The organism is Streptomyces sp. 2131.1, assembly GCF_900105515.1.
GTDB lineage: Bacteria > Actinomycetota > Actinomycetes > Streptomycetales > Streptomycetaceae > Streptomyces > Streptomyces drozdowiczii.
The window spans coordinates 4,074,077-4,094,348 of the sequence record NZ_FNSY01000001.1; the positions used below are offsets into that span (position 1 = coordinate 4,074,077).

19 protein-coding genes are annotated in these 20,272 nt (G+C 73.0%); 11 read left to right on the forward strand and 8 right to left on the reverse strand.

What is annotated here, in order from left to right; genetic code table 11:
- Positions 1–105 precede the first annotated feature (105 nt).
- Positions 106–726, forward strand: coding sequence for a TetR/AcrR family transcriptional regulator (locus BLW14_RS18295; protein ID WP_093708320.1), 621 nt, complete (start codon positions 106–108; stop codon positions 724–726).
- Here BLW14_RS18295 and BLW14_RS18300 read toward each other — a convergent pair.
- Together BLW14_RS18300 and BLW14_RS18305 are read right to left on the reverse strand one after the other, a co-directional pair.
- A complete protein-coding gene (locus tag BLW14_RS18300) occupies positions 716–1,525 on the reverse strand; it encodes a MaoC family dehydratase (protein WP_093708321.1) in 810 nt (269 codons plus the stop codon). The genes BLW14_RS18295 and BLW14_RS18300 overlap by 11 nt on opposite strands.
- 4 nt (positions 1,526–1,529) lie before the next feature.
- Complete coding sequence (locus BLW14_RS18305; protein ID WP_093708322.1) at positions 1,530–2,849, reverse strand: 3-oxoacyl-ACP reductase; 1,320 nt, start codon at positions 2,847–2,849, stop codon at positions 1,530–1,532.
- Positions 2,850–2,925: 76 nt separating this feature from the next.
- Between BLW14_RS18305 and BLW14_RS18310 the strand changes: the two genes are divergently transcribed.
- Both BLW14_RS18310 and BLW14_RS18315 read left to right on the forward strand, forming a co-directional pair.
- Positions 2,926–4,224: an acetyl-CoA C-acetyltransferase gene (locus BLW14_RS18310; RefSeq protein ID WP_093708323.1), complete on the forward strand. Its 1,299-nt coding sequence runs from the start codon at positions 2,926–2,928 to the stop codon at positions 4,222–4,224.
- Positions 4,225–4,398: 174 nt separating this feature from the next.
- Entirely contained in the window at positions 4,399–6,312 is a 1,914-nt protein-coding gene (locus tag BLW14_RS18315; protein WP_093708324.1) for an AMP-dependent synthetase/ligase, read from the forward strand.
- Positions 6,313–6,319: 7 nt separating this feature from the next.
- Here the strand turns inward: BLW14_RS18315 and BLW14_RS18320 are convergent, their stop codons facing one another.
- Positions 6,320–7,042, reverse strand: a complete 723-nt coding sequence (locus tag BLW14_RS18320) for a helix-turn-helix domain-containing protein (RefSeq protein WP_093708325.1) — start codon at positions 7,040–7,042, stop codon at positions 6,320–6,322.
- A 262-nt stretch (positions 7,043–7,304) separates the two neighbouring features.
- On the opposite strand from BLW14_RS18320, the gene BLW14_RS18325 reads away from it, so the two are divergent.
- From BLW14_RS18325 to BLW14_RS18350, 6 genes are all read left to right on the forward strand, one after another.
- Complete coding sequence (locus BLW14_RS18325) at positions 7,305–7,973, forward strand: DUF4097 family beta strand repeat-containing protein (protein ID WP_093708326.1); 669 nt, start codon at positions 7,305–7,307, stop codon at positions 7,971–7,973.
- A gap of 39 nt (positions 7,974–8,012) precedes the next feature.
- Complete coding sequence (locus BLW14_RS18330) at positions 8,013–8,999, forward strand: ATP-binding cassette domain-containing protein (protein WP_093708327.1); 987 nt, start codon at positions 8,013–8,015, stop codon at positions 8,997–8,999.
- A complete protein-coding gene (locus BLW14_RS18335; RefSeq protein WP_093708328.1) occupies positions 8,996–9,772 on the forward strand; it encodes an ABC transporter permease in 777 nt (258 codons plus the stop codon). The genes BLW14_RS18330 and BLW14_RS18335 overlap by 4 nt, the downstream gene beginning before the upstream one ends.
- Before the next feature lie 346 nt (positions 9,773–10,118).
- Complete coding sequence (locus BLW14_RS18340; RefSeq protein WP_256332826.1) at positions 10,119–11,396, forward strand: MFS transporter; 1,278 nt, start codon at positions 10,119–10,121, stop codon at positions 11,394–11,396.
- Between the two features lie 194 nt (positions 11,397–11,590).
- Entirely contained in the window at positions 11,591–12,421 is an 831-nt protein-coding gene (locus tag BLW14_RS18345) for an LLM class F420-dependent oxidoreductase (protein ID WP_093708329.1), read from the forward strand.
- 66 nt (positions 12,422–12,487) lie between these two features.
- Positions 12,488–13,093, forward strand: a complete 606-nt coding sequence (locus BLW14_RS18350; protein ID WP_093708330.1) for a hypothetical protein — start codon at positions 12,488–12,490, stop codon at positions 13,091–13,093.
- An 11-nt stretch (positions 13,094–13,104) separates the two neighbouring features.
- Here the strand turns inward: BLW14_RS18350 and BLW14_RS18355 are convergent, their stop codons facing one another.
- Positions 13,105–14,583, reverse strand: a complete 1,479-nt coding sequence (locus BLW14_RS18355; protein WP_093708331.1) for a hypothetical protein — start codon at positions 14,581–14,583, stop codon at positions 13,105–13,107.
- Between the two features lie 34 nt (positions 14,584–14,617).
- On the reverse strand, positions 14,618–15,343 hold the full coding sequence (locus BLW14_RS18360; RefSeq protein ID WP_093708332.1) for a class I SAM-dependent methyltransferase: 726 nt from the start codon (positions 15,341–15,343) through the stop codon (positions 14,618–14,620).
- A gap of 206 nt (positions 15,344–15,549) precedes the next feature.
- Here BLW14_RS18360 and BLW14_RS18365 point away from each other — a divergent pair, with 206 nt between their 5' ends.
- Entirely contained in the window at positions 15,550–16,182 is a 633-nt protein-coding gene (locus tag BLW14_RS18365) for a DUF4333 domain-containing protein (protein ID WP_093708333.1), read from the forward strand.
- A 49-nt stretch (positions 16,183–16,231) separates the two neighbouring features.
- Here the strand turns inward: BLW14_RS18365 and BLW14_RS18370 are convergent, their stop codons facing one another.
- The gene (locus BLW14_RS18370; protein WP_093708334.1) at positions 16,232–16,477 is read right to left on the reverse strand and encodes a DUF397 domain-containing protein; all 246 of its coding nucleotides are present in this window, start codon (positions 16,475–16,477) and stop codon (positions 16,232–16,234) included.
- On the reverse strand, positions 16,474–17,340 hold the full coding sequence (locus BLW14_RS18375; protein WP_093708335.1) for a helix-turn-helix domain-containing protein: 867 nt from the start codon (positions 17,338–17,340) through the stop codon (positions 16,474–16,476). Before BLW14_RS18375 ends, BLW14_RS18370 begins: the two co-directional genes overlap by 4 nt.
- 133 nt (positions 17,341–17,473) lie before the next feature.
- On the opposite strand from BLW14_RS18375, the gene BLW14_RS18380 reads away from it, so the two are divergent.
- Entirely contained in the window at positions 17,474–17,893 is a 420-nt protein-coding gene (locus BLW14_RS18380; protein ID WP_093708336.1) for an ATP-binding protein, read from the forward strand.
- A 5-nt stretch (positions 17,894–17,898) separates the two neighbouring features.
- Here BLW14_RS18380 and helR read toward each other — a convergent pair whose 3' ends face one another.
- Positions 17,899–20,094, reverse strand: coding sequence for an RNA polymerase recycling motor ATPase HelR (gene helR, locus BLW14_RS18385; protein ID WP_093708337.1), 2,196 nt, complete (start codon positions 20,092–20,094; stop codon positions 17,899–17,901).
- Positions 20,095–20,272: the final 178 nt, after the last annotated feature.

Here is a 20,272-nt window from a genome sequence, read left to right on the forward strand (position 1 = left end):
GCCCTCGGGCGTACGCGGCTGCTCCCCCGCGCCCCGTACCCTTACCAGGGAGTAGTGCTGCGGGGGCGGGAGGGAGTCGACGTGGGTGCTGTGCGGAACAAGCGGATGCCGCGCGCCGTGCGCGAGCAGCAGATGATGGACGCCGCGGTGCAGACGTTCGGGCAGCGGGGGTACCGGGCCGCCTCGATGGACGAGATCGCCGAGCTGGCCGGGGTGTCCAAGCCGCTGGTCTACCTGTACCTGAATTCAAAGGACGAGCTGTTCACCGCGTGCATCCGGCGCGAGGCGCAGGCGCTGCTCGCCGCCGTGCAGGCGGGCGTGGAGCCGGGGCTGCCGGCCGACCGGCAACTGTGGGACGGGCTGCGGGCGTTCTTCACGCACACCGCGGAGAACCCGGACGGCTGGGCGGTGCTGTACCGGCAGGCGCGGACCCACGGGGAGCCGTTCGCCACCGAGGTCAACGTGATGCGCGAGGAGATCGTCGCGTTCGTGACCGGGCTGATCGGCGCCGCCGCCCGCGAGGCGCACCACGACCCGGCGCTCCCGGACCGGGACGTGGCGGGCCTCGCGCAGGCGCTGGTGGGCGCCGCGGAGGCGCTGGCCGGCTGGGCCAACGAGACCCCGGGCGTCTCGGCCCGGGAGGCGGCGGCCACGATGATGAACTTCTCCTGGGCGGGCCTGGAGAACCTGATGAACGGCCGCCCTTGGCAGGCGCCTAGCCCGTAGTGCCGGTGAGGTGCAGCCGTTCGCCGTCCGGGCCGCCGCGCAGCTGGAACGCGTGGCCATCGGAGGCGTACGTGACCGTGCCGGGCAGCAGGACCGGGGCGCGGAAGTCGGCCCGTACGGTGCGGAGCGTGGCCGGGTCGGGGGCTTCGGCGAGGCAGCGGGCGACGGTCCACATGCCGTGTGCGATGGCCCGGGGAAAGCCGAACAGCCGGGCGGTCAGCGGGTGGAGGTGGATCGGGTTGCGGTCGCCGGATGCGGCCCCGTACCGCCGCCCGAGGTTGCCGGGCAGCCGCCACTCGGCGACGGCGGGGAGTGGCGCGGAGGGTGCCTCCGGTGCCGGTGCCTCGATATGCGTCGTGTGCCGGGACAGGTAGCCGCTGCGGGACTCCCACACCAGCTCGCCCGCGAGGCGCGCCTCGGTCACCACCGTGACTTCGGTGCCGCGCCGGTGCGGCTTCAACTCATGTGCGTACACCGTGAGCTCGAGCATGTCCTGCGGCTGGAAGGTACGGTGGGCGGTGATCTCGATCCAGGTGTGGACGAGGCCGGTGACGGGAAGCGGGAAGTCACCGCGGGTCATCAGCCGCATGGCCAGCGGGAACGCCAGGACGTGCGGGTACGTCACCGGCAGCGGCCCGGTCGCCGGGAAGCCGCAAATCGTGCGGTACGCGGCCAGCGGGCCGGGGGCGATGGCGGCGGGCAGGCGGAGGCGGTCGGCGGGGAGGGTGGCGCCGGGGCGCCCGGCCCGCTTGAAGGGCGAGGTGACGGCGCCCCGGGCCAGCGAGAGGGTGAGGCTCATCGCGTCACGCCCCCAGCAGGCTCTGACCGCAGACCCGGACGACCTGGCCGTTGACGGCCGTCGACGCGGGCTGGGCGAACCAGGCGGTGGTCTCGGCCACGTCGACCGGGAGGCCGCCCTGCGAGAGGGAGTTCATGCGGCGGCCCGCCTCGCGGATGAAGAGGGGGACGGCGGCGGTCATCTTCGTCTCGATGAAGCCGGGGGCCACCGCGTTGACCGTGACGCCGTGGCCGGCGGCGGCGCGCGGGGCCAGTGAGCGGACGAGGCCGATGATGCCGGCCTTGCTGGCCGCGTAGTTGGTCTGGCCGTTGTTGCCGGCGATGCCCGCGATGGAGGCGGTGGCGACGATCCGGCCGCCCCGGTTGAGCGTCCCGGCCTTCAGCAGCGCGTCGGTGGTGCGCAGCACGCTGTCCAGGTTGACGTCGATGACCGAGGTCCAGCGTTCGGCGGGCATGTTGGCGAGCCGTCGGTCGCGGGTGATGCCGGCGTTGTGGACGAGGATGTCGAGCCCGTCCGGGACGGCGGCCGCGATGCGTTCGGCGGCGTCCTCGGCGGTGATGTCGAGGGGGAGCGCGGTGGCGCCGAGGCGGTCCGCGGTGCGCACCAGGTCCTCCTGGGCCTGCGGGATGTCCAGGCAGACGACGCGGGCGCCGTCGCGGGCCAGCACCGAGGCGACGGAGGCCCCGATGCCCCGGGCGGCTCCGGTGACCAGGGCGGTGCGGCCGGCGAGCGGGGCGGCCCAGTCGGCGACCTCGTCGGGGGCGGCGTCGGTGACCTCGATGACCTGGCCGCTGACGTACGCGGAGCGGGGCGAGAGCAGGAAGCGCAGCGTGGACTCGGCGGAGGCGACGGCCCCGGGGGCGACGCGCACCAGCTGCGCGGTGGCGCCCTTGCCGATCTCCTTGCCAAGGGAGCGGACGAAGCCCTCCAGGGCCTGCTGGGCGGCGGCCTGGTGGTGGTCGTCCGGTGAGGGCCGCACCCCGAGGACGACAACCCGGCCGCCGGGGGCGAGCGAGCGGACGACGGGGTGGAGGGCGGCGTGCACGGCGGCGAGCCCGGCCGCGGTGTCGACGGCGGTCGCGTCGAGCACCAGCGCGGCGGGCCGGTCCGCGCGGGCGGTGACCTCCAGGCCGGTCGCGGTGAGGATCGCGGCCAGCTCCCGGGTGACGGCGGAGTCCCCGGCGGTGAGGTGGAGGACCGGGCCGGTCAGTGCCGGTGTCTCCAGGGTCCAGCGTCGCAGCCGGGTGGGCTGCGGGAGGCCGAGCTTGCGGGTGAGGAACTTGCCGGGTGCCGTGCCGGTCAGGTGCAGATAGCGGTCGGCCATTGTCCAGACTCCCTGCTCGGTCGTAGATTTACTCCGGAGTAAGGTTACTCAAGAGTCAGGAGCTGGTCGAGATGAGTTGGTCGAGTTGATTCCCCTCGCACTCCCGCAGCCCCGCCGCGTCGCGGTCATCGGTGGCAGCCGCATTCCCTTTGCCCGCTCCGACGGGCCCTACGCGCAGGCCTCCAACCAGCAGATGCTGACCGCCGCGCTCGACGGTCTCGTCGAGCGGTTCGGGCTCCAGGGCGAGCGCGTCGGCGAGTTCGCGGCGGGCGCGGTCCTCAAGCACAGCCGCGACTTCAACCTGGCCCGCGAGACGGTCCTCGGCTCCCGGCTCGACCCGCGCACCCCCGCGTACGACGTCCAGCAGGCCTGCGGCACGGGTCTCCAGGCGGTGATCGCCGCCGCGAACAAGATCATGCTCGGGGCGATCGACTCGGCCGTCGCGGGCGGCACGGACACCACGAGCGACGCCCCGCTCGGCGTCAACGACGAACTGCGCAGGCTGCTGCTGTCCGTCCGCCGCGCGAAGTCGGCGGGCGCCCGCGCCAAGGCCCTGACGGGCGTACGGCCCCGGCACCTCGTCCCGGACATCCCGCGCAACGCCGAACCACGCACCGGCCTCTCGATGGGCGACCACGCGGCGCTCACCGCCCGGCAGTGGGACATCGCCCGCGCCGATCAGGACCTCCTCGCCGCCACCAGCCACCAGCGGCTCGCCGCCGCGTACGAACGGGGCTTCCTGGACGACCTCGTCGTCCCGTACCGGGGTCTCGACCGGGACCAGAACCTGCGTCCCGGCTCCACGGTGGAGAAACTCGCCACGCTGAAGCCGGTGTTCGGCACGGACCACCCGGACGCGACGATGACGGCGGGCAACTCGACGCCGCTCACGGACGGGGCCGCGACCGTCCTCCTGGCGAGCGAGGAGTGGGCCGAGGCGCACGGCCTGGAGCCGCAGGCGTACCTCTCGCTGTACGAGACCGCCGCGGTGGACTACGTGAACGGCGAGGACGGGCTGCTGATGGCGCCCGCGTACGCCGTGCCCCGGATGCTGGAGCGGGCCGGGCTCGGGACCGAGGACTTCGACCTCTTCGAGATCCACGAGGCGTTCGCCTCCCAGGTGCTGGCCACGCTGGCCGCCTGGGAGAAGCAGGGGCTGGCGCCCGTCGACCGGGATCGGCTGAACGTGGCGGGGTCCTCCCTCGCCACCGGCCACCCCTTCGCCGCGACGGGCGCCCGCATCGTCGCCACCCTGGCCAAGCTCCTCGCGGAGCGGGACGCCCCGGGCCGCGGGCTGATCTCGATCTGCGCGGCGGGTGGCCAAGGGGTCACGGCCATTCTCGAACGCGGCGCCTCGTCGTCCGACGGGGCGTAGGGGGCCGCCGCGCGGGGCCTTCTCCCCTCCCCGCCCCTTCCCGGAACCGGGGCTCCGCCCCGGACCCCGCGCCTCAAACGCCGGCGGGGCTGGATGTGTCGCCGTCCGGCCCCGCCTCGCACGACCGGTCGTCCCCCAGTGAACCGCCCGTCCCCCTTGCCAGAGGAGCCGCACGTGTCCACGCCACCCGCACCTTCCCCCGCACCCGCCGTTCCCGCCCTGGTCGAGCCGACGCTTGAGCGGGACGCCCACGGGACCGTCCGGCAGGCCTCCGTACCGGCGTTCGCCCCGCCCGTCCGGCGCGGCTCGCTCGCCGAGATTCCGTTCGACAACGCCCGCGAGGCCCCCGGCGACGCCGTCCTCAGCCGCAAGCAGCCGGACGGCAGCTGGCAGGACGTGACGGCCGCCGAGTTCGCCGCCGAGGTGCTGGCCGTCGCCAAGGGCCTGATCGCGGAGGGCCTGCGCGGCGGCGACCGGATCGCGATCATGGCCCGTACGACGTACGAGTGGACGCTGCTCGACTTCGCGGCGTGGGCGGCGGGCCTCGTCACCGTGCCCATCTACCCGACCTCGTCCGCCTTCCAGGCCCGCTGGATCCTCCAGGACTCCGGGTCCGTCGCCTGCGCGGTCGAGACGGCCGACCAGGGCCGCATCATCAGCCAGGAACGCAAGCAGCTCCCCGGGCTCACCCACCTCTGGCAGTTCGACACCGGCGCGCTCGGCCGGCTGAAGAAGCTCGGGCAGCACCTCCCGGACGACGTCGTCGCCGAGCGCCGCGCCACCCTGGAACCGGAGACCCCGGCCACCCTGATCTACACCTCGGGCACCACGGGCCGCCCCAAGGGCTGCGTACTGACCCACGGCAACTTCTTCGCCGAGGTCGACAACGCCATCGAACTGCTGCACCCGGTCTTCAAGTCGGTGAGCAAGTACCCCGCGTCCACGCTGCTGTTCCTGCCGCTGTCGCACGTCTTTGGCCGGATGGTCGCCATCGGCTGCCTGCGCGCCCGGGTCCGCCTGGGCCACGCCCCGTCGATCCGGACCGAGGACCTGCTCGCCGACCTGGCCGGTTTCAAGCCGTCGTTCCTGCTGGCGATCCCGTACGTCCTGGAGAAGGTCTACAACACGGGCCGGGCCACCGCCGAGAAGATGGGCCGCGCCTCCTCCTTCGACCGCGCCGCCCGGATCGCCCAGCGCTACGGCCGGGCCGTCGAGGCCGCCGAACACGGCACGGGCCCCGGGCCCGGCCTCGGGCTGCGCGCCGCCCGGGCGCTCTACGACCCGCTGGTCTACCGCCGCATCCGGGCCGCGCTCGGCGGGCACGTCCGGTACGCGATCTGCGGCGGCTCCCCGCTGGGGCGGCGGCTCGCCGCGTTCTACGCGGGCGCGGGCATCGAGATCTTCGAGGGGTACGGCCTGACCGAGACGACGGCCGCCGCCACGGTCACCCCGCCGCTCAAGCCCCGCCTGGGCACGGTCGGCTGGCCGATGCCCGGCACCGCCGTACGCATAGCCGGTGACGGGGAGGTGCTGCTGAGCGGCGGGCAGGTGTTCCAGGGGTACTGGGACGCCGAGCGCGGGTTGTCCGTGCCCGTGCTCGACGGCGGCTGGTTCGCGACCGGGGACCTCGGCGCGCTCGACGAGGACGGCTACCTCACGATCACCGGCCGCAAGAAGGACATCATCATCACCTCGGGCGGCAAGAACGTCACCCCGGCCCCGCTGGAGGACTGGCTGCGCGCCCATCCGCTGGTCAGCCAGTGCATGGTGGTCGGCGACAACCGCTCCTTCATCACCGCCCTGATCACGCTGGAGGCGGACGGGATCGCGCACTGGTGCCGGATGCGCAAGAAGCAGGACGTCCCGATGCGTGAACTCGTCCACGACGAGGAGCTGCGCACGGCCCTCCAGCGCGCGGTCGACGAGGCCAACCGGCTGGTCTCCCGGGCCGAGTCGATCCGCAAGTTCACCGTGCTGCCGGTGGACTTCACCGAGGAGCGCGGCCACCTCACGCCGTCGCTGAAGCTGAAGCGGGCGGCGATAGCACGGGACTTCGCGGAGGAGATCGAGGCGCTGTACCGGAAGTGATGCCCTGTCAGGCCTCCGGGTCCGGGGCCTTCGTGTGCAGGATGGCTCTGGCCTGGTCGGCGGCTCGGGCTATTGATTCGGAGACGAAGTCCAGGTAGCGGGCCATGTTCTCCAGGCGGGTGCCCGCCGCCGTGTCCGCGCCCAGGACGGGGACGCCCTTGCGGGCGGTCTCGGCGAGCTGGGCCGTGGAGCGGGCGCTCGCCATCATCGAGTCGTGCATGAGGTCGTTGTCGACGACATAGCGTTCGCGGCGTCCCTCGCGCTCGCGGCGGACCATGCTCTGGGTCTCCAGGAACGCGACCGCCTTGGACACGGAGGCCGGGCTGACCTTCAGGTGTGCGGAGAGTTCGCCGGCGGTGAGGCTGCCGGTGTCGCTGAGGGTCAGGGCCGCGAGGACCCTCGACATCATCAGGGGTGCGCCCGAGGCCGTCATGGCCGTCGTGAACAGCTCCTCGTACGCGCGCACCGCCTCGGCGTCCCGGCCGTGGGGCTGCGGGTCCGGGCGCGCGTCGCGGGGCGCGGGGTTCTTGCGACGGTGGGCGCGCTGCTCGGCGGTGCGGTGGGCGACGTCGGCGCGGTAGCCGGCGGGACCGCCGTTGCGCGTCACCTCGCGGGTGATGGTCGAGGTGGGGCGGTCCAGCTGCCTCGCGATCTCGGCGTAGGCCAGGCCGTCGGCCAGGCCCCGGGCGATCTGGCGGCGTTCCTGCTGGGTGAGCCTGCCTCCCGGCATCGCGTACTCCTTCGTGGCGCGGGTGCGGCCGTGCGGTGGCCGGTGCGCCGACTATAGCGTTCGCTGGCAGTTCATTGCAACGAATCGTGGCGCGGCTGTTGCGTTACCTTCGAGCTCATTGCTCCAACATCCCTGTTTTGACGTGCAATTACGCGATCTCGATGCAGCAAGTGTGTTGCCGAGATAGTGAATGCAACGTAGCGTTTCTCTCGTCGGAAAGAGCGAGCCACTCCGGTTCGCACCACCGCAGAAGGAGCGCACCATGCCGAAGTTCGACACCCCCGCCGCCGTCACCGCCCGCGTCGACATCCCCGCAGGCATCATCCGGTTCATCGCCGCCGACCGCGCCGACACCGTCGTCGAGGTCCTGCCCGCCGACCCCGCCAAGAGCCGCGACGCCAAGGCCGCCGAGCGCACCGAGGTCACCTGCGCCGACGGCGTCCTGGACATCCGGACCGCCAAGGGCGCGAAGAGCCGCCTCCTCGGCGACTCCGGGTCCGTCGAGATCACCGTCCAGCTGCCCGCCGGGTCGCACGTCGAGGCGAAGGCCGGCGCCGCCGAGTTCCGGGGCGTCGGACGCCTCGGGGACGTCGTGTTCGAGGGCGGCTACCGCTCGGTCAAGGTGGACGAGGCCGCGAGCGCCCGGATCGCCGCTCACGACGGCGCCGTCATCGTCCGCCGCCTCACCGGGCCCGGCGACCTCAGCACCCAGCGCGGCGACGTGACCGTCGAGGAGGCCGCCCGCGGCGAGCTCACCCTCAGCACCCAGCTGGGCGACATCAGGGTCGGCGCGGCGCGCGGCGTCCCGGCCGTGCTCGACGCGGGCACCGTCCTCGGCCGCATCGACAACGCCCTGACGAACGACGGCGCGCCCGTCCTGACCATCCGGGCGACCACCACCAAGGGCGACATCACCGCCCGCAGCCTCTGACACCTCCCCCCCACCTCGTACAAGCAGAAGGAGCCCACCATGACGAACCCGGCCATCGCGGCGAACGGACTGCGCAAGGCGTACGGCGAGAAGACCGTGCTCGACGGGATCGACCTCAGCATCCCGGCCGGAACGGTGTTCGCATTGCTCGGCCCGAACGGCGCCGGCAAGACGACCGCCGTCAAGATCCTCTCCACGCTGATCCCACCCGGACAAGGGTCCGGCGCGATCAGCGTCGGGGGCCACGACCTGGCCACCGACGCGCAGGCGGTGCGCGCCGCCATCGGTGTCACCGGGCAGTTCTCCGCCGTCGACGGCCTCATCACCGGCGAGGAGAACATGCTCCTGATGGCGGACCTGCACCACCTGTCCAAGGCGGAGGGCCGCCGGGTCGCGGCGGACCTCCTGGAGCGGTTCGACCTCACCGAAGCGGCGAAGAAGCCCGCCTCCACCTACTCCGGCGGCATGAAGCGCCGCCTCGACATCGCGATGACCCTCGTCGGCGGCCCCAGGATCATCTTCCTGGACGAGCCGACCACCGGTCTCGACCCGCGCTCCCGGCACAGCATGTGGCAGATGATCCGGGGCCTGGTCGCGGACGGCGTGACCGTCTTCCTCACCACCCAGTACCTGGAGGAGGCCGACGAACTCGCCGACCGCATCGCCGTCCTGCACCACGGGAAGATCGCCGCCGAGGGCACCGCCGACGAGCTCAAGCGGATCGTCCCCGGCGGGCACGTCCGCCTCCGCTTCACCGACCCGACCGCCTACCGTGCGGCTGCCGCCGCGCTCGGCGACGAGACCGTCCGGGACGACGAGGTGCTGGCCCTGCAACTCCCCAGCGACGGCACCCAGCGCGACCTGCGCGCGGTCCTCGACCGGCTGGACGCCGCCGGCATCGAGGCCGACGAGCTCACCGTCCACACCCCCGACCTCGACGACGTCTTCTTCGCCCTGACGGAGACCGAAGCCGCCACCGACACCGCCGCCGGCATCCCCGCCCCGAGCAAGGAGACCGTCCGATGAGCACCCTCTCCCTCGCCGTCCGCGACTCGGCCACCATGCTGCGCCGCAACCTGCTGCACGCCCGCCGCTACCCGTCGCTCACCCTGAACGTGCTGCTCACCCCGGTGATGATGCTCCTGCTGTTCGTCTACATCTTCGGCGACACCATGAGCGGTGGCGCGGGCCGCGACGCGTACATCGCGTACATCGTGCCGGGCATCCTGCTCATGACCATCGGCTCGACCACCGTCGGCACCGCGGTCTCGATCTGCACCGACATGAGCGAGGGCATCATCGCCCGGTTCCGCACCATGGCCATCCACCGCGGCTCCATCCTCTTCGGCCACGTCGTGGGCAGCCTCCTGCAGACCCTCATGAGCGTGGTGTTCGTCGGGGCCATCGGGGTGGCCATGGGCTTCCGCTCCACCGACGCCACGGTCCTGGAGTGGTTCGCCGCCTTCGGTCTCCTGGCCCTCTTCACCCTGGCGTTCACCTGGATCGCCCTGGGCATGGGGCTGGGCAGCCCGAACGCCGAGGCCGCGGGCAACAGCGCGATGCCGCTGATCCTGCTGCCGCTCATCTCCAGCGCGTTCGTCCCGCTGGGCTCGATGCCCGGCTGGTTCCGGCCGATCGCCGAGTACCAGCCGTTCACCCCGGCCATCGAGACCCTGCGCGGGCTGCTGCTCGGCACGGAGATCGGCCACAACGGGTGGCTCGCGGTGGCCTGGTGCGTCGGCCTGACCGTCCTCGGGTACTTCTGGTCCAGGTCGCAGTTCGACCGCGAACCGAAGTAGTCACTCCCTCGGCCGGCCGGGGTTCTCACCCCGGCCGGCCGACACGTGCGTCCAGGCGGGCCAGCACCTTGCGGCCCGCCCTTCGCACGCCCACCGGCACCAGGGCCGCTTGCGCAGTGCGGTGCCGCAAGCGGCGGTGCGGGTGGTGAGGGACATGCTGACTTCTCGCGTGAGGGTGCGGCCGGGCGCCGGGATCACCCCGCAGAGGAGCCGGGACGCGGAATCGTTCCCGCGCCGCACGGGCCTCATTTACCTCGCCTTCAAGCATCTTGACATCAAGAGAATGCCGGGGCAGGCTTCCGCGGGTCGGTAGGTCTCTTGATGTCGAGATACTTGGAGGTACGGGGTGGGGCGCGTCCGGGAACAGGCTGGTCTGCTCGCCCAGTTGCGCAACCCGCCGGGCGGCAGGGACGCCCGGATCATGCTGCGCGCCCTGGCCGTCGACCGCACCGGCACCGGTCTGTGGGCGGCCTCCTCGGTCCTCTACCTCACCTTCGTCACCCACCTCGGCGCCCAGCAGATCGGCGTCCTCCTCGGCACGGCCGGTGTCGCCGGCATCGCGGGCTCACCCCTCGCCGGACGCCTCGCCTGCCGCTTCCCGGTGCGCCCGCTGCTGATCGGGTGCCACCTGCTGCGCCTGGTCACGCTGACGCTTGTGCTGCTCTGTACGCGGTTCGACGCGCTGCTCGTCGTGGTCGCCGTGACCTACCTCGGGGACAGGGCGGCCAAGACCCTGGAGATGCTCTTCGCCACCCGCGCGGCCGGCGAACGCCGGGCCGCCTACCAGGCGTTGTCCCGCAGCGCCGCCAACGCGGGCTACGGCCTCGGCGCGGGCCTCGCCGCGATCGGCCTGGCGGTCGGCACGGCGGACGCCTACCGCGCGCTGATCCTCGGCAACGCGCTCTCCTTCCTCGTCGCCGCCGTACTCGTGTGGCGTACGGAGGAGGCGGGCGGCCGGGCGGTGTCCACCGGGTCCGCCGGGGGGCCGCTACGCGCCAAGGGGCCCTGGAGGGACCGGGGTTACCTGCGCTTCGTGCTCCTCGACATCTCCATGAACCTCGACGACTCGGTGCTCGGCGTCGGCCTCCCGCTGTGGCTCGTCGACCGCACCTCCGCCCCGCACGCCCTCGTCCCGGCCTTCCTGGTCATCAACACCGTGCTCGTCGTCCTGCTCCAACTCGCCGTCTCCCGAAGGGCGGACGGCCCACGGGGCGCGGTGCGGGCGGTGGCGCTGTACGGGGTCCTGATGTTCGTCACCTGCGCCCTGCTGGCCGGCGCGAGCGGCTGCGGCACCTGGACGGCGGCCGCAGTCCTGCTCGCGGCGGCGGTCCTGGTCACTATGGCGGAACTCATGCGCTCGGTCAGCTCCTGGGAACTGGCCGTCCTGCTGGCCCCGCCGGACGAGCGCGCCGCCTACCTCGGTGTGGCCGGCATGTCCCAGTCCATCCAGAAGTCCGCAGGCCCGCCGCTGCTCACGAGCGTCGTGATGGCGGCCGGTCCGGCGGGCTGGCTGGCGCTCGGGGCGGCGGTGGCGGTGCTCGCGGTGACCCAGCAGCGCGGCTGTGCGAGGCGGCTGGAGTCGTTGGAGGTCTCCGGGGCCGAGCGCCAGCCCGCGCGCCAGTAACCGGGCGCGTGCACCAGCTCCCCGGGGACGGCCGGGCAGCGAGGAGCCGGTGCCCCGGAACGTGGCGTCGATGGTGTCGCCCGGGCGCGCCCCGCCGCGAGCGGTGTACGAGGTCGGGGAGGCCGGAGACGCCCCTTCGCGCCCCCGACCGCATACGTTGGAGCGCCACGGGACTACGACGGAGGTGCCTTCGTATGCGGATCGCGACCACGATCTTCCTCACCGACGAGACCATCACCCCGGTGCGGCTGGCGCACCAGCTCGAACAGCGCGGGTTCGCCGGGCTCTACCTGCCCGAGCACACCCACATTCCGGTGAGCAGGGACACCCCCTACCCGGCGGGCGGCGAGCTGCCCCGCGAGTACGGCCGCACCCTGGACCCGTTCGTCGCCCTCGCGCAGGCAGCGGCGGTGACCGAGCGGCTGGCCCTGGGCACCGGGATCACCCTGATCGCCCAGCACGACCCGATCGACCTGGCCAAGCAGATCGCCACCCTCGACCACCTCTCCGCCGGCCGCTTCACCCTGGGCGTCGGCTACGGCTGGAACGTAGAGGAGGCGGCGGACCACGGCGTCGAGTGGTCGACCCGCCGCAGCCTGGGCCGCGAACGCCTGGCGCTGATGCGGGCGCTGTGGGCGGCGGAACCCACGGCGTACGAGGGCGAGTTCGGCTCGGTCCGCGCCAGCCACGCGTACCCGAAGCCGCACCGCCCGCAGGGCCCCCGCACCCTCATCGGCGGCGCGGCGGGCCCCAAGCTGTTCGAGCGCATCGCGGAGTCGGCGGACGGCTGGCTGCCCATCGGAGGCCGGGGCCTCACGGAGTCCGTCCCCCGCCTCCGCACCGCCTGGGAGGAGGCCGGCCGCGACCCGAAGGACCTCCACGTCGTCCCGTACGCGGTCGTCCCGGCCCCGGGGAAGCTGGCCCACTACGCGGACCTGGGCATCGAGGAGGTCGTCCTCCAGCTGCCTCCGGCCCCGGAACCGGAGGTGCTGCGGACGCTGGACGCGTACGCGGCGTACCTGTAGGGACCGGCTGTCCGACCCCGCTGTTACGTTGCGGCCAGGATCGGGACCGACCCCCGGGAGGGGCACATGGACGGCACGTACGGCGAGCGGCTCGCCGAGTTCTCGCGGGAGCGGCTGGACGGCCGCCCGGTCCCCGACGACCTGCGCGCGCTGCTGATCGCGCAGTGGGAGGGCCGCGACGACTTCGCCCGCCTGCTCGGCCTGGAGTTCTTCGAGGCGGGCGAACTCCACCCGTTCCTGGACACCGACTACCTGAGCGCGGAGGAGCTCGCCGACCCGGAGATGCGGGCCGTCAACGCCGGGGCCGCGCGGATGGCGGCGCACGTGAAGCTCGTCGCCAAGGGCGGCAAGGGCTGGGTCGGCTACTGGCTCCACCCGGACGAGCCCACGGCCCCGGCCTGGCGCCTCATCGAGCTGGACACCGAATTCACCCTCTGGCACGCCTCCGGCTCCACCCTGTCCGAGGGCGCCGCAGCCGAACAGGCCGGCTACCAGGACGAACCCGACGAGCGCCTCGCGTACGCACAGCTGGCCGCCGAGCTGGCCGCGCTGGGACTGCCGCTGAGCACGGCGGACTTCGACGCGCTGGACGACTCCGAGTACGCCGTGGACCCGGAGAAACTGATGGAGACCCTGATCGAGGAGGAGCGCGCGAAGCTCGGGCTGGGGTGAGGGGGCGCCGGTTACGGCACCAGCGCGTTCATCGTTGCGAGCGGCAGGGACGGGTTCCCGGCGGCCCTAGGGGCCAGTTCTGCGTCGTCGAGCAGCGCGGTGAGCCGGGCCAGGGGGAGCCGGGGGTGCCGGGCCGCGTCGGCGCGGACCAGCGGGTCGGGGTCGCGGGTGAGCCGGTCCACCGTCTCCGGGGCGAGCCGGGGATCGAGCGGGGCGAGGCGGCGGACGGCCGGGTCCTCGTCGTCCGCGAAGCGGGCGAGCCCTGTCCGGGGGAAGCCGGGGCGGCGTGTGAGGTGCCATCGGTGGGGTCCGGTGTACTCCAGGAAGCTGCGGAGCAACAGCGCGGCCGGCGCGTCCGGGTGGTTCTGGCTCAGCAGCACGCGCACGCCGAGGTCCGGGTCGTCAGCCAGCTCCGCCACCAGCTCGGCCGGTAGCCCGGGGTCCCGCGCCGCCCGCCGCCGCAGACAGGGGTGCCCGGACCGCGAGTCCCGGCGCAGTTGTTCGGGGTCCGGGTCCGCATCTGGAAGCCAGCAGTGTCCGCAGTCCTCGTGCTCGGGCACCTCGTAGTCGATCGCGGCGCGTTCCGCCTCGGTCAGCGCCGGGTGGACGGAGAGGGCCAGGCGTACGCCCGGATCGGAGTCCACCGCGAGGGCGCGGCGCAGGGCGGGGGCGAGATCGGGGCGCTCGGCGACCCGTATCCGTACCTTCGGGTCGGCGTGCCCTGCGAGGACGGCGACGAACTCGGCCGGTGTGCTGGTGTTGCCCGCCACCGCCCATGCGCCGTCCGTCTCCAGGGCGGCTGCCGTGACGTCGGGGGCGAGGGCGCCGTACATCAGCAGGCTCAACCGCGTGTGGCAGGGGTGCTCGGGCAGGTCCTCCCGCACGGCGTCCGGGTCCCGGCGCCGCTCGTGGAGCCGGTCGGTGCGGGCCGCCGCCTCACTGACACCCGGAACCGGGTCGGCCAGCAGGGCGGCCCGCGCCCGGGGCCCCAGTGAATGCCAGTGCAGCAGAGCCCCCATCCTTCGTACACCGGCCACGGGATGGGTTGCCATGGTGCGCCGGAACGCCGAGGACATCTGCCGCAGCAGCCCGGTCCCGAGCAGTTCGGCGTCGTACGTCTCGATGATCCGCACCACGGTCCGGTCCGGAAGCAGCCGTGCCGGGCAACCGTCCTCGTCCGGCTTGGGCCCGTCGGCCAGATGCGCCCGCACGAACCACTCGGGGTCGTCCACCAGCCGGGCCCGCTGCTCCGGTTCGGCGTGCGGGCTGCGGGCGAGGAAACTCCGCGTGTACCGGTCCGGGTGCGCGACCACCGCGGCCACCACGGCATCGGGCAGCACCCGGTCCCGGCACAGCACCATCCGTACGGCCGCCGACTCACCCGCGAGCAGGCGCAGCAGGATGTCGTCGGGGGCGGCCGGGTTGAGCGCGAGGCCGCCGAGCCGGCGCTCGGCGGGCGTGGCGGACCGTGCGATGTCGTCGGGAGTCACGGCGGGATGATGCCATGTACGCGGTTTCTCCGGGTCAGGCCCGTCGCGCCACGAAGACGTACTCCCGCCCCGGCCGGTCCGGGGCCTCGCGGACGTCCTCCACGACGTATCCCGCCGCCGCCAAGTCCGCCTCGACCTCCTCCCGTTCACGGAAGCGCAGCGTCGAGTCCGAGGTCAGCACCTGGCCGTCCGCCGCGAACCGGTAGGTCCAGCGGAAGGTCACCAGGGGCCCGGCCACCTCGGTCACGTCGACCCAGGTCTCGACGGCGCCGGTCCCGGGCACCTCGGTCACGCTGCGGGACTCCTCCCGGGTCCACTCCTCCCAGGCCCGCCGCGCCGGCACCCGCGTCTCGAACACCAGCCGCCCGCCGGGCCGCAGCGCCTCATGGGCCCCCCGCAGGGTCGCCCGCCAGGCGCCGGGGTCCACGATGGCCTGCGCGACGTTCGCGGTCATCGTCGCGAGGTCGACGCGCAACGGCGGAAGGCCCGTGGCGTCACCGCAGATCCAACGGACGCGCTCACCGCCCGGCTTGGCCCGGGCGACATCGAGGGATGCCCGCGCGGGCTCGACCCCGACGACCTCCTTCCCGCGATCCGCCAGCATCAGGGCGAAGACCCCGGTCCCGCAGCCGATGTCCAGGACGCGCTGCGCCCCGAACTCCTCCGCCATCCCGAGGTAGGCGTCGAGGTCGCTGCGGTCGGGGTCGAGGGGGTCGTAGAGCGCGGCGAGGCGCGGGTGTGCGAAGGCGTCGTCGGTCATGGCGACGAACGTAGGCGGGAGGCGCCGGGAGGGCGAGCGGGTTTCGGGGCGGGGGCCCGGAAGGGTTCTGCGCCGCCCAGGGGCGCGAAGGCTGACGGAATCCGGCGCTCGGCCGGGTGTTCGGGGCCGGTGGTAGCTTGGCAGGCCAGTTCTTGGCGTGTACATCGAGCTAGGGGGACCTCATGCACCAGTCCGTACGGAGCCGGATGGTGGCCGCGGCCGCGTCCGGGGCGCTGGTCATGCTCTTCGCGTCGGGCTGCTCGTTCAGTTTCGGCGGCGACGTGGTCGTCAAGAAGGAGGAGGTCGCCAAGCAGGCCTCCGCCGGTCTGGAGAAGCAGGTCGGGCGCGCCCCCGAGGACGTGAACTGCGAGAAGGACCTCAAGGGGAAGGTCGGTGAGTCGGTGCGCTGCACGCTCACCGACAGCGGCAAGAAGCTCGGTATGACGGCGACCGTGAAGTCCGTCGACGGCAAGAAGGTGAACCTGGACTTCAAGGTGGACGACAACGCCGGGGCCGGCAGCGGCGCCTCCGCCGACCCCCAGCCCAGCGACTCGGCACAGCCGTCCGACTCGACGGCCGGCGGCAGCGACACCGGCGCCTCCGGCTCCGTGGACAAGGCCGAGGTCGCCCGCCAGGGCAAGGCCGCCCTCGCCGCCCAGGTGGGCAAGCAGCCCGACGCCTTCTCCTGCCCGGAGAACCTGCCCGCCAAGGTCGGCGCCACGATCCGCTGCCGGCTCGCGGACGACGGCAAGCAGTACGGAGTAACCGTCACCGCGAAGTCGGTCGTCGGCGGCAAGGTGAACATGGACTTCAAGGTGGACCAGACGCCGGGCGGCTGAGGGGCCGGGCGGACGGCGAGCGCCCGGGTGGGGCTCGCCGTCCGGCTTTTCAGCCCTGGCGCGCGTACGTGACGAACGCGGACCAGGCCGTGGGCGCCACTTCGAAGTGGGGGCCGGGGATGTTCTTCGAGTCGCGGACGTGGACGGCGGTCGCGCAGGACGCGACCTCGATGCAGTTGCCGCCCTCGCCACCGCTGTAGCTGGACTTGCGCCAGTCATAGGCGACCTCGATGCAGTTGCCGCCCTCGCCGCTGCTGTAGCTGCTCTTGAACCAGTGGAGTTGCTCGGTGTTCATCGGTCTCCCAACATCTTCTCAATGAGCATGAGGGACTCCCTGGGGGAGAGAGCCTGCGCCCGCATAATTCCATTGCGTTCGGTGAAGATTCGCACCTCAGCCGGGTCCGTGATCAGCCTCGCATGCCCGTATGCCTCGGTGTACGCAACCTCTTGGCGGCCCCTCGGCGTGACCAGAGTGAACGCCGCGTCCAGGCTGGGGTGTTCGTGCCGGTCGGTGGTCATGATCTGGAGCTCAACCGTTCGCATCCGTCCCACGGTAAGCAGTCGTTGTAACTGCGCCCGGTGGACTTCTCGTCCGCCGATCGGGCGTTGCAGGGCGGCCTCCTCCACGACGAAGCTGAGCGTCGGAGCGGGCCAACGCTCGAAGATCTGCTGGCGCGCCATGCGGTCCGCCACGCGTTTCTCGATCGTCTGCTCGTCCAGCAGCGGCCGCCGGTGGGTGAACACCGCTCGCGCGTACTCCTCCGTCTGGAGCAGGCCGGGGATCACCTGGTTGTTGTAGTCATGCAGGGCCACCGCCTCCGCCTCTGTCCTGGCGAAGTCCCGGAACCATCCCGGATGCCGCAGGCGCGTCCGCTTCAGCGCCTCCCGTACCTCCTCCGCCGTCGCCTCCAGCAAACCCCCCGTGTTCAGGGCCCGGTCCGCGAGCATCAGGAACTCCACCTGCGGGGTCCGCACCCCCCGTTCCATCGCGGAGATCAGGTCCTCGCCGCAATGCGTCTCCGTCGCCAGTTGCTTCTGGTTCATCCCCGCGCGTTCGCGCAAGAACTTCAGCTGGCGGCCCAGCGCCCTGAACAGGTGCGCCGTGCCGTCCGATTCGGCCGGGCGTTCCGGCCGTTCCTCACGTTGCGTGTTCGTCATCTGCCCCGTACCGCCTCTGTCCGTCCGGTCACGGCCGACGCCCCGTACAGCCGGTCGGGCAGGCCCGTACAGCTAGCTGGAGTCGTGTGGTCACTCCTGGTCAGCGTACGAGCAGGCGGACACGCTGGGTCACATGAACGCCGAAATCACCCTCGTGGGTAACGACTTCGTCCAGCGCTTCAGCGCCACCCGCCGAGGTGCGCGCCTCGCCCGCCGACTCGCCGTGCAGCAACTCGACGCCTGGGGCGTGGCGTACGGGAGCCGGCTCTCCGACGACGTGGCGGTGGTCGTGGCCGAGCTGGCCGCCAACGCCGTGCTGCACGGCCACGTCACCGGCCGTGACTTCGAGCTGCGCGTGCTCCCCGAGGCGGACGGCATCCGCGTCGAGGTGTCGGACGCGCGCGGCGAGCGGCGCCCGGAGCTGCGCGCGGGCGGGCCCGTTGCCGAGAGCGGGCACGGGCTGCGGCTGGTCGAGGCGCTGGCGGCGGAGTGGGGCGTCGCCGAGCGCATCGTCGGCAAGACGGTGTGGGCGCGGGCGGCCCCGGGGCGGTGAGGCCCTTACGCCCCCGACAGCACCACCAACTCCCGCGTAGCCCGGGTCATCGCCACGTACCGGTCCACCGCCCCGCCGACCCCCGTCCCGAAGGATTCCGGCTCGACCAGGACCACGAGGTCGAACTCCAGGCCCTTCGACAGCGTCGGGGTCAGCGCGCGGACGCGGGGCGACGGCGGGCGGAAGGACGCAGGCGCGCCGATGACGCATGCCGTGCCCTCGGGGTGGGTGGTCAGCCAGGTGTCCAGGACCGTGGGGAGGTCCGCGAGCGGGCCCCGGCGCACGGGGATGCCGCTGCTGCGGATGGACACCGGGACGTTGGCGGTCGGCAGGGCGGCCCGGATCACCGGCTCCGCGGCGGCCATGATCTCCTCCGGTGTGCGGTAGTTGACGGTCAGCGCGGACAGCGTGATCCGGTCCAGGCCGACCCTCTCCAGCCGCTCCCGCCACGACTCCGTGAAGCCGCGCCGGGCCTGTGCGCGGTCGCCGACGATCGTGAAGCTGCGCGAGGGACACCGCTGGATCAGCATCTGCCACTCCGCGTCGGTCAGTTCCTGCGCCTCGTCCACCACCACATGCGCGAACGGGCCCGCCAGCAGGTCCGGTTCGGCGGTGGACAGCGCGTCCGGGTCGACCAGCGTGTCCTGGAGGTCCCGGCCGCGCAGCATCCCCACCGCGCCCTGGCTCTCGTCGATCTCGGCGTTCTCCAGGAGGCTGTCGATGGCAGCGGCCCGGTGCGCCCGCTCGGCGGCGGCCGTCGCCTCGTTGCGGCGCCGGCGGCGGGCCGCGTCGGGGTCACCGAGCCGCTGCCGGGCCGCGTCCAGCACCGGCAGGTCGGAGACCGTCCACGCCTGGGGCTCGGAGCGCTGGAGCCGGGCCACCTCCTCGCGGGTGAGTCCCGGCGCACAGCTGCGCAGGTAGGCCGGGACGGACCAGAGGTCACCGACCAGGTCCGTCGCCTCCAGCAGGGGCCACGCCCGGTCGAAGGCCGCGATCAGCTCGCGGTCGCGCAGCAGCGCCCGGCGGACCAGGTGGTCCGGGACCTCCTCCTGCCGGTCGGCGTGCTTGTCGGCCAGGATCGTCACGACCTCCTCCAGGACCGCGTCCCGCGCCTCGTTGTGCGGGACGCCCGGCGCCGACTCGAAGGCCACGGCCCACTCGGCGGAGGTCAGCCGGACGTCCGCCCAGGGCGTCGTGACGGTGAGGCCCTTGGCGGGCGGTTCCTCGTAGAACGCGACGGCCGCCTCGACCGCCCGCACCAGCTCCGCCGACGCCTTCAGCCCGGCCACCTCCGGATCGGCCTCGGGCAGGGCCGCCCCGCCCTCCGGCACGAGGTCGCGCAGCGTGCACGTACGCACCCCGTCCTCACCGAGGCTCGGCAGCACATCGGCGACGTACCCCAGGTACGGCTGGTGCGGGCCGACGAACAGGACGCCGCCGCGCCGGTTTCCGAGGCGTGGGTCGGCGTACAGGAGGTACGCGGCGCGGTGCAGGGCGACGACCGTCTTGCCGGTGCCCGGGCCGCCGTCGACGACCAGCGCCCCGCGCGAACCGGCGCGGATGATGGCGTCCTGGTCCGCCTGGATGGTGCCGAGCACGTCCCGCATCCGGGCAGACCTGTTGGTGCCCAGGCTCGCGATGAACGCCGACTGGTCGTCGAGCGCGGCGTGCCCGGCGAAGGCGTCCGGGGTGAACACCTCGTCCCAGTAGTCGCTGATCCGGCCGCCGGTCCACCGGTAGCGGCGGCGGCTCGCCAGGCCCATCGGGTTGCCGTGCGTCGCCCCGAAGAACGGTTCGGCGGCGGGGGAGCGCCAGTCGGTCAGCAGCCGGCGGCCCTCGCTGTCCGTGAGGCCGAGCCGTCCCACGTACACCGGCTCGGAGCCGTCCGCACCGGCCATGTGGCCGAGGCACAGGTCCAGGCCGAAGCGGCGCAGGGTGCGCAGCCGGGCGGACAGCCGGTGGATCTCCGCGTCCCGGTCCAGCCCCTGCCTGCCCAGGCCGCCCGGGGCGCGGCGGGCGGTGTCGAGGGCGGCGGTCAGTTCGGCGACGGTCTCCTCCAGGCAGCGCGCGATCGCGGCGAAGTGGAGCTCGTCACCGGCGGTCAGGGCGGGATCGGCCTTGGCTTCGGCGCGGTCGCCGGTCAGCGCGAAGGCGCTCGTGGTGAGGGTGGGGGAGGGGGTGACAGGACTCAGGTCGGGCACTACGCATAACTCCCAAATGCCGCAGGTGGCTGGCTCAGGTCAGCGATTGTGCGGGACGAGGGGGGCCTTGCGGCAAGGCCCCCCTTGCGCTATACGTTGAGAGTGGCCGGAGGTGGCAGTTCCCTCCCGGCCCGCCGGTGAACGCACCCGGCCCCCGCACCGCCTCTCCCGCCTCCGC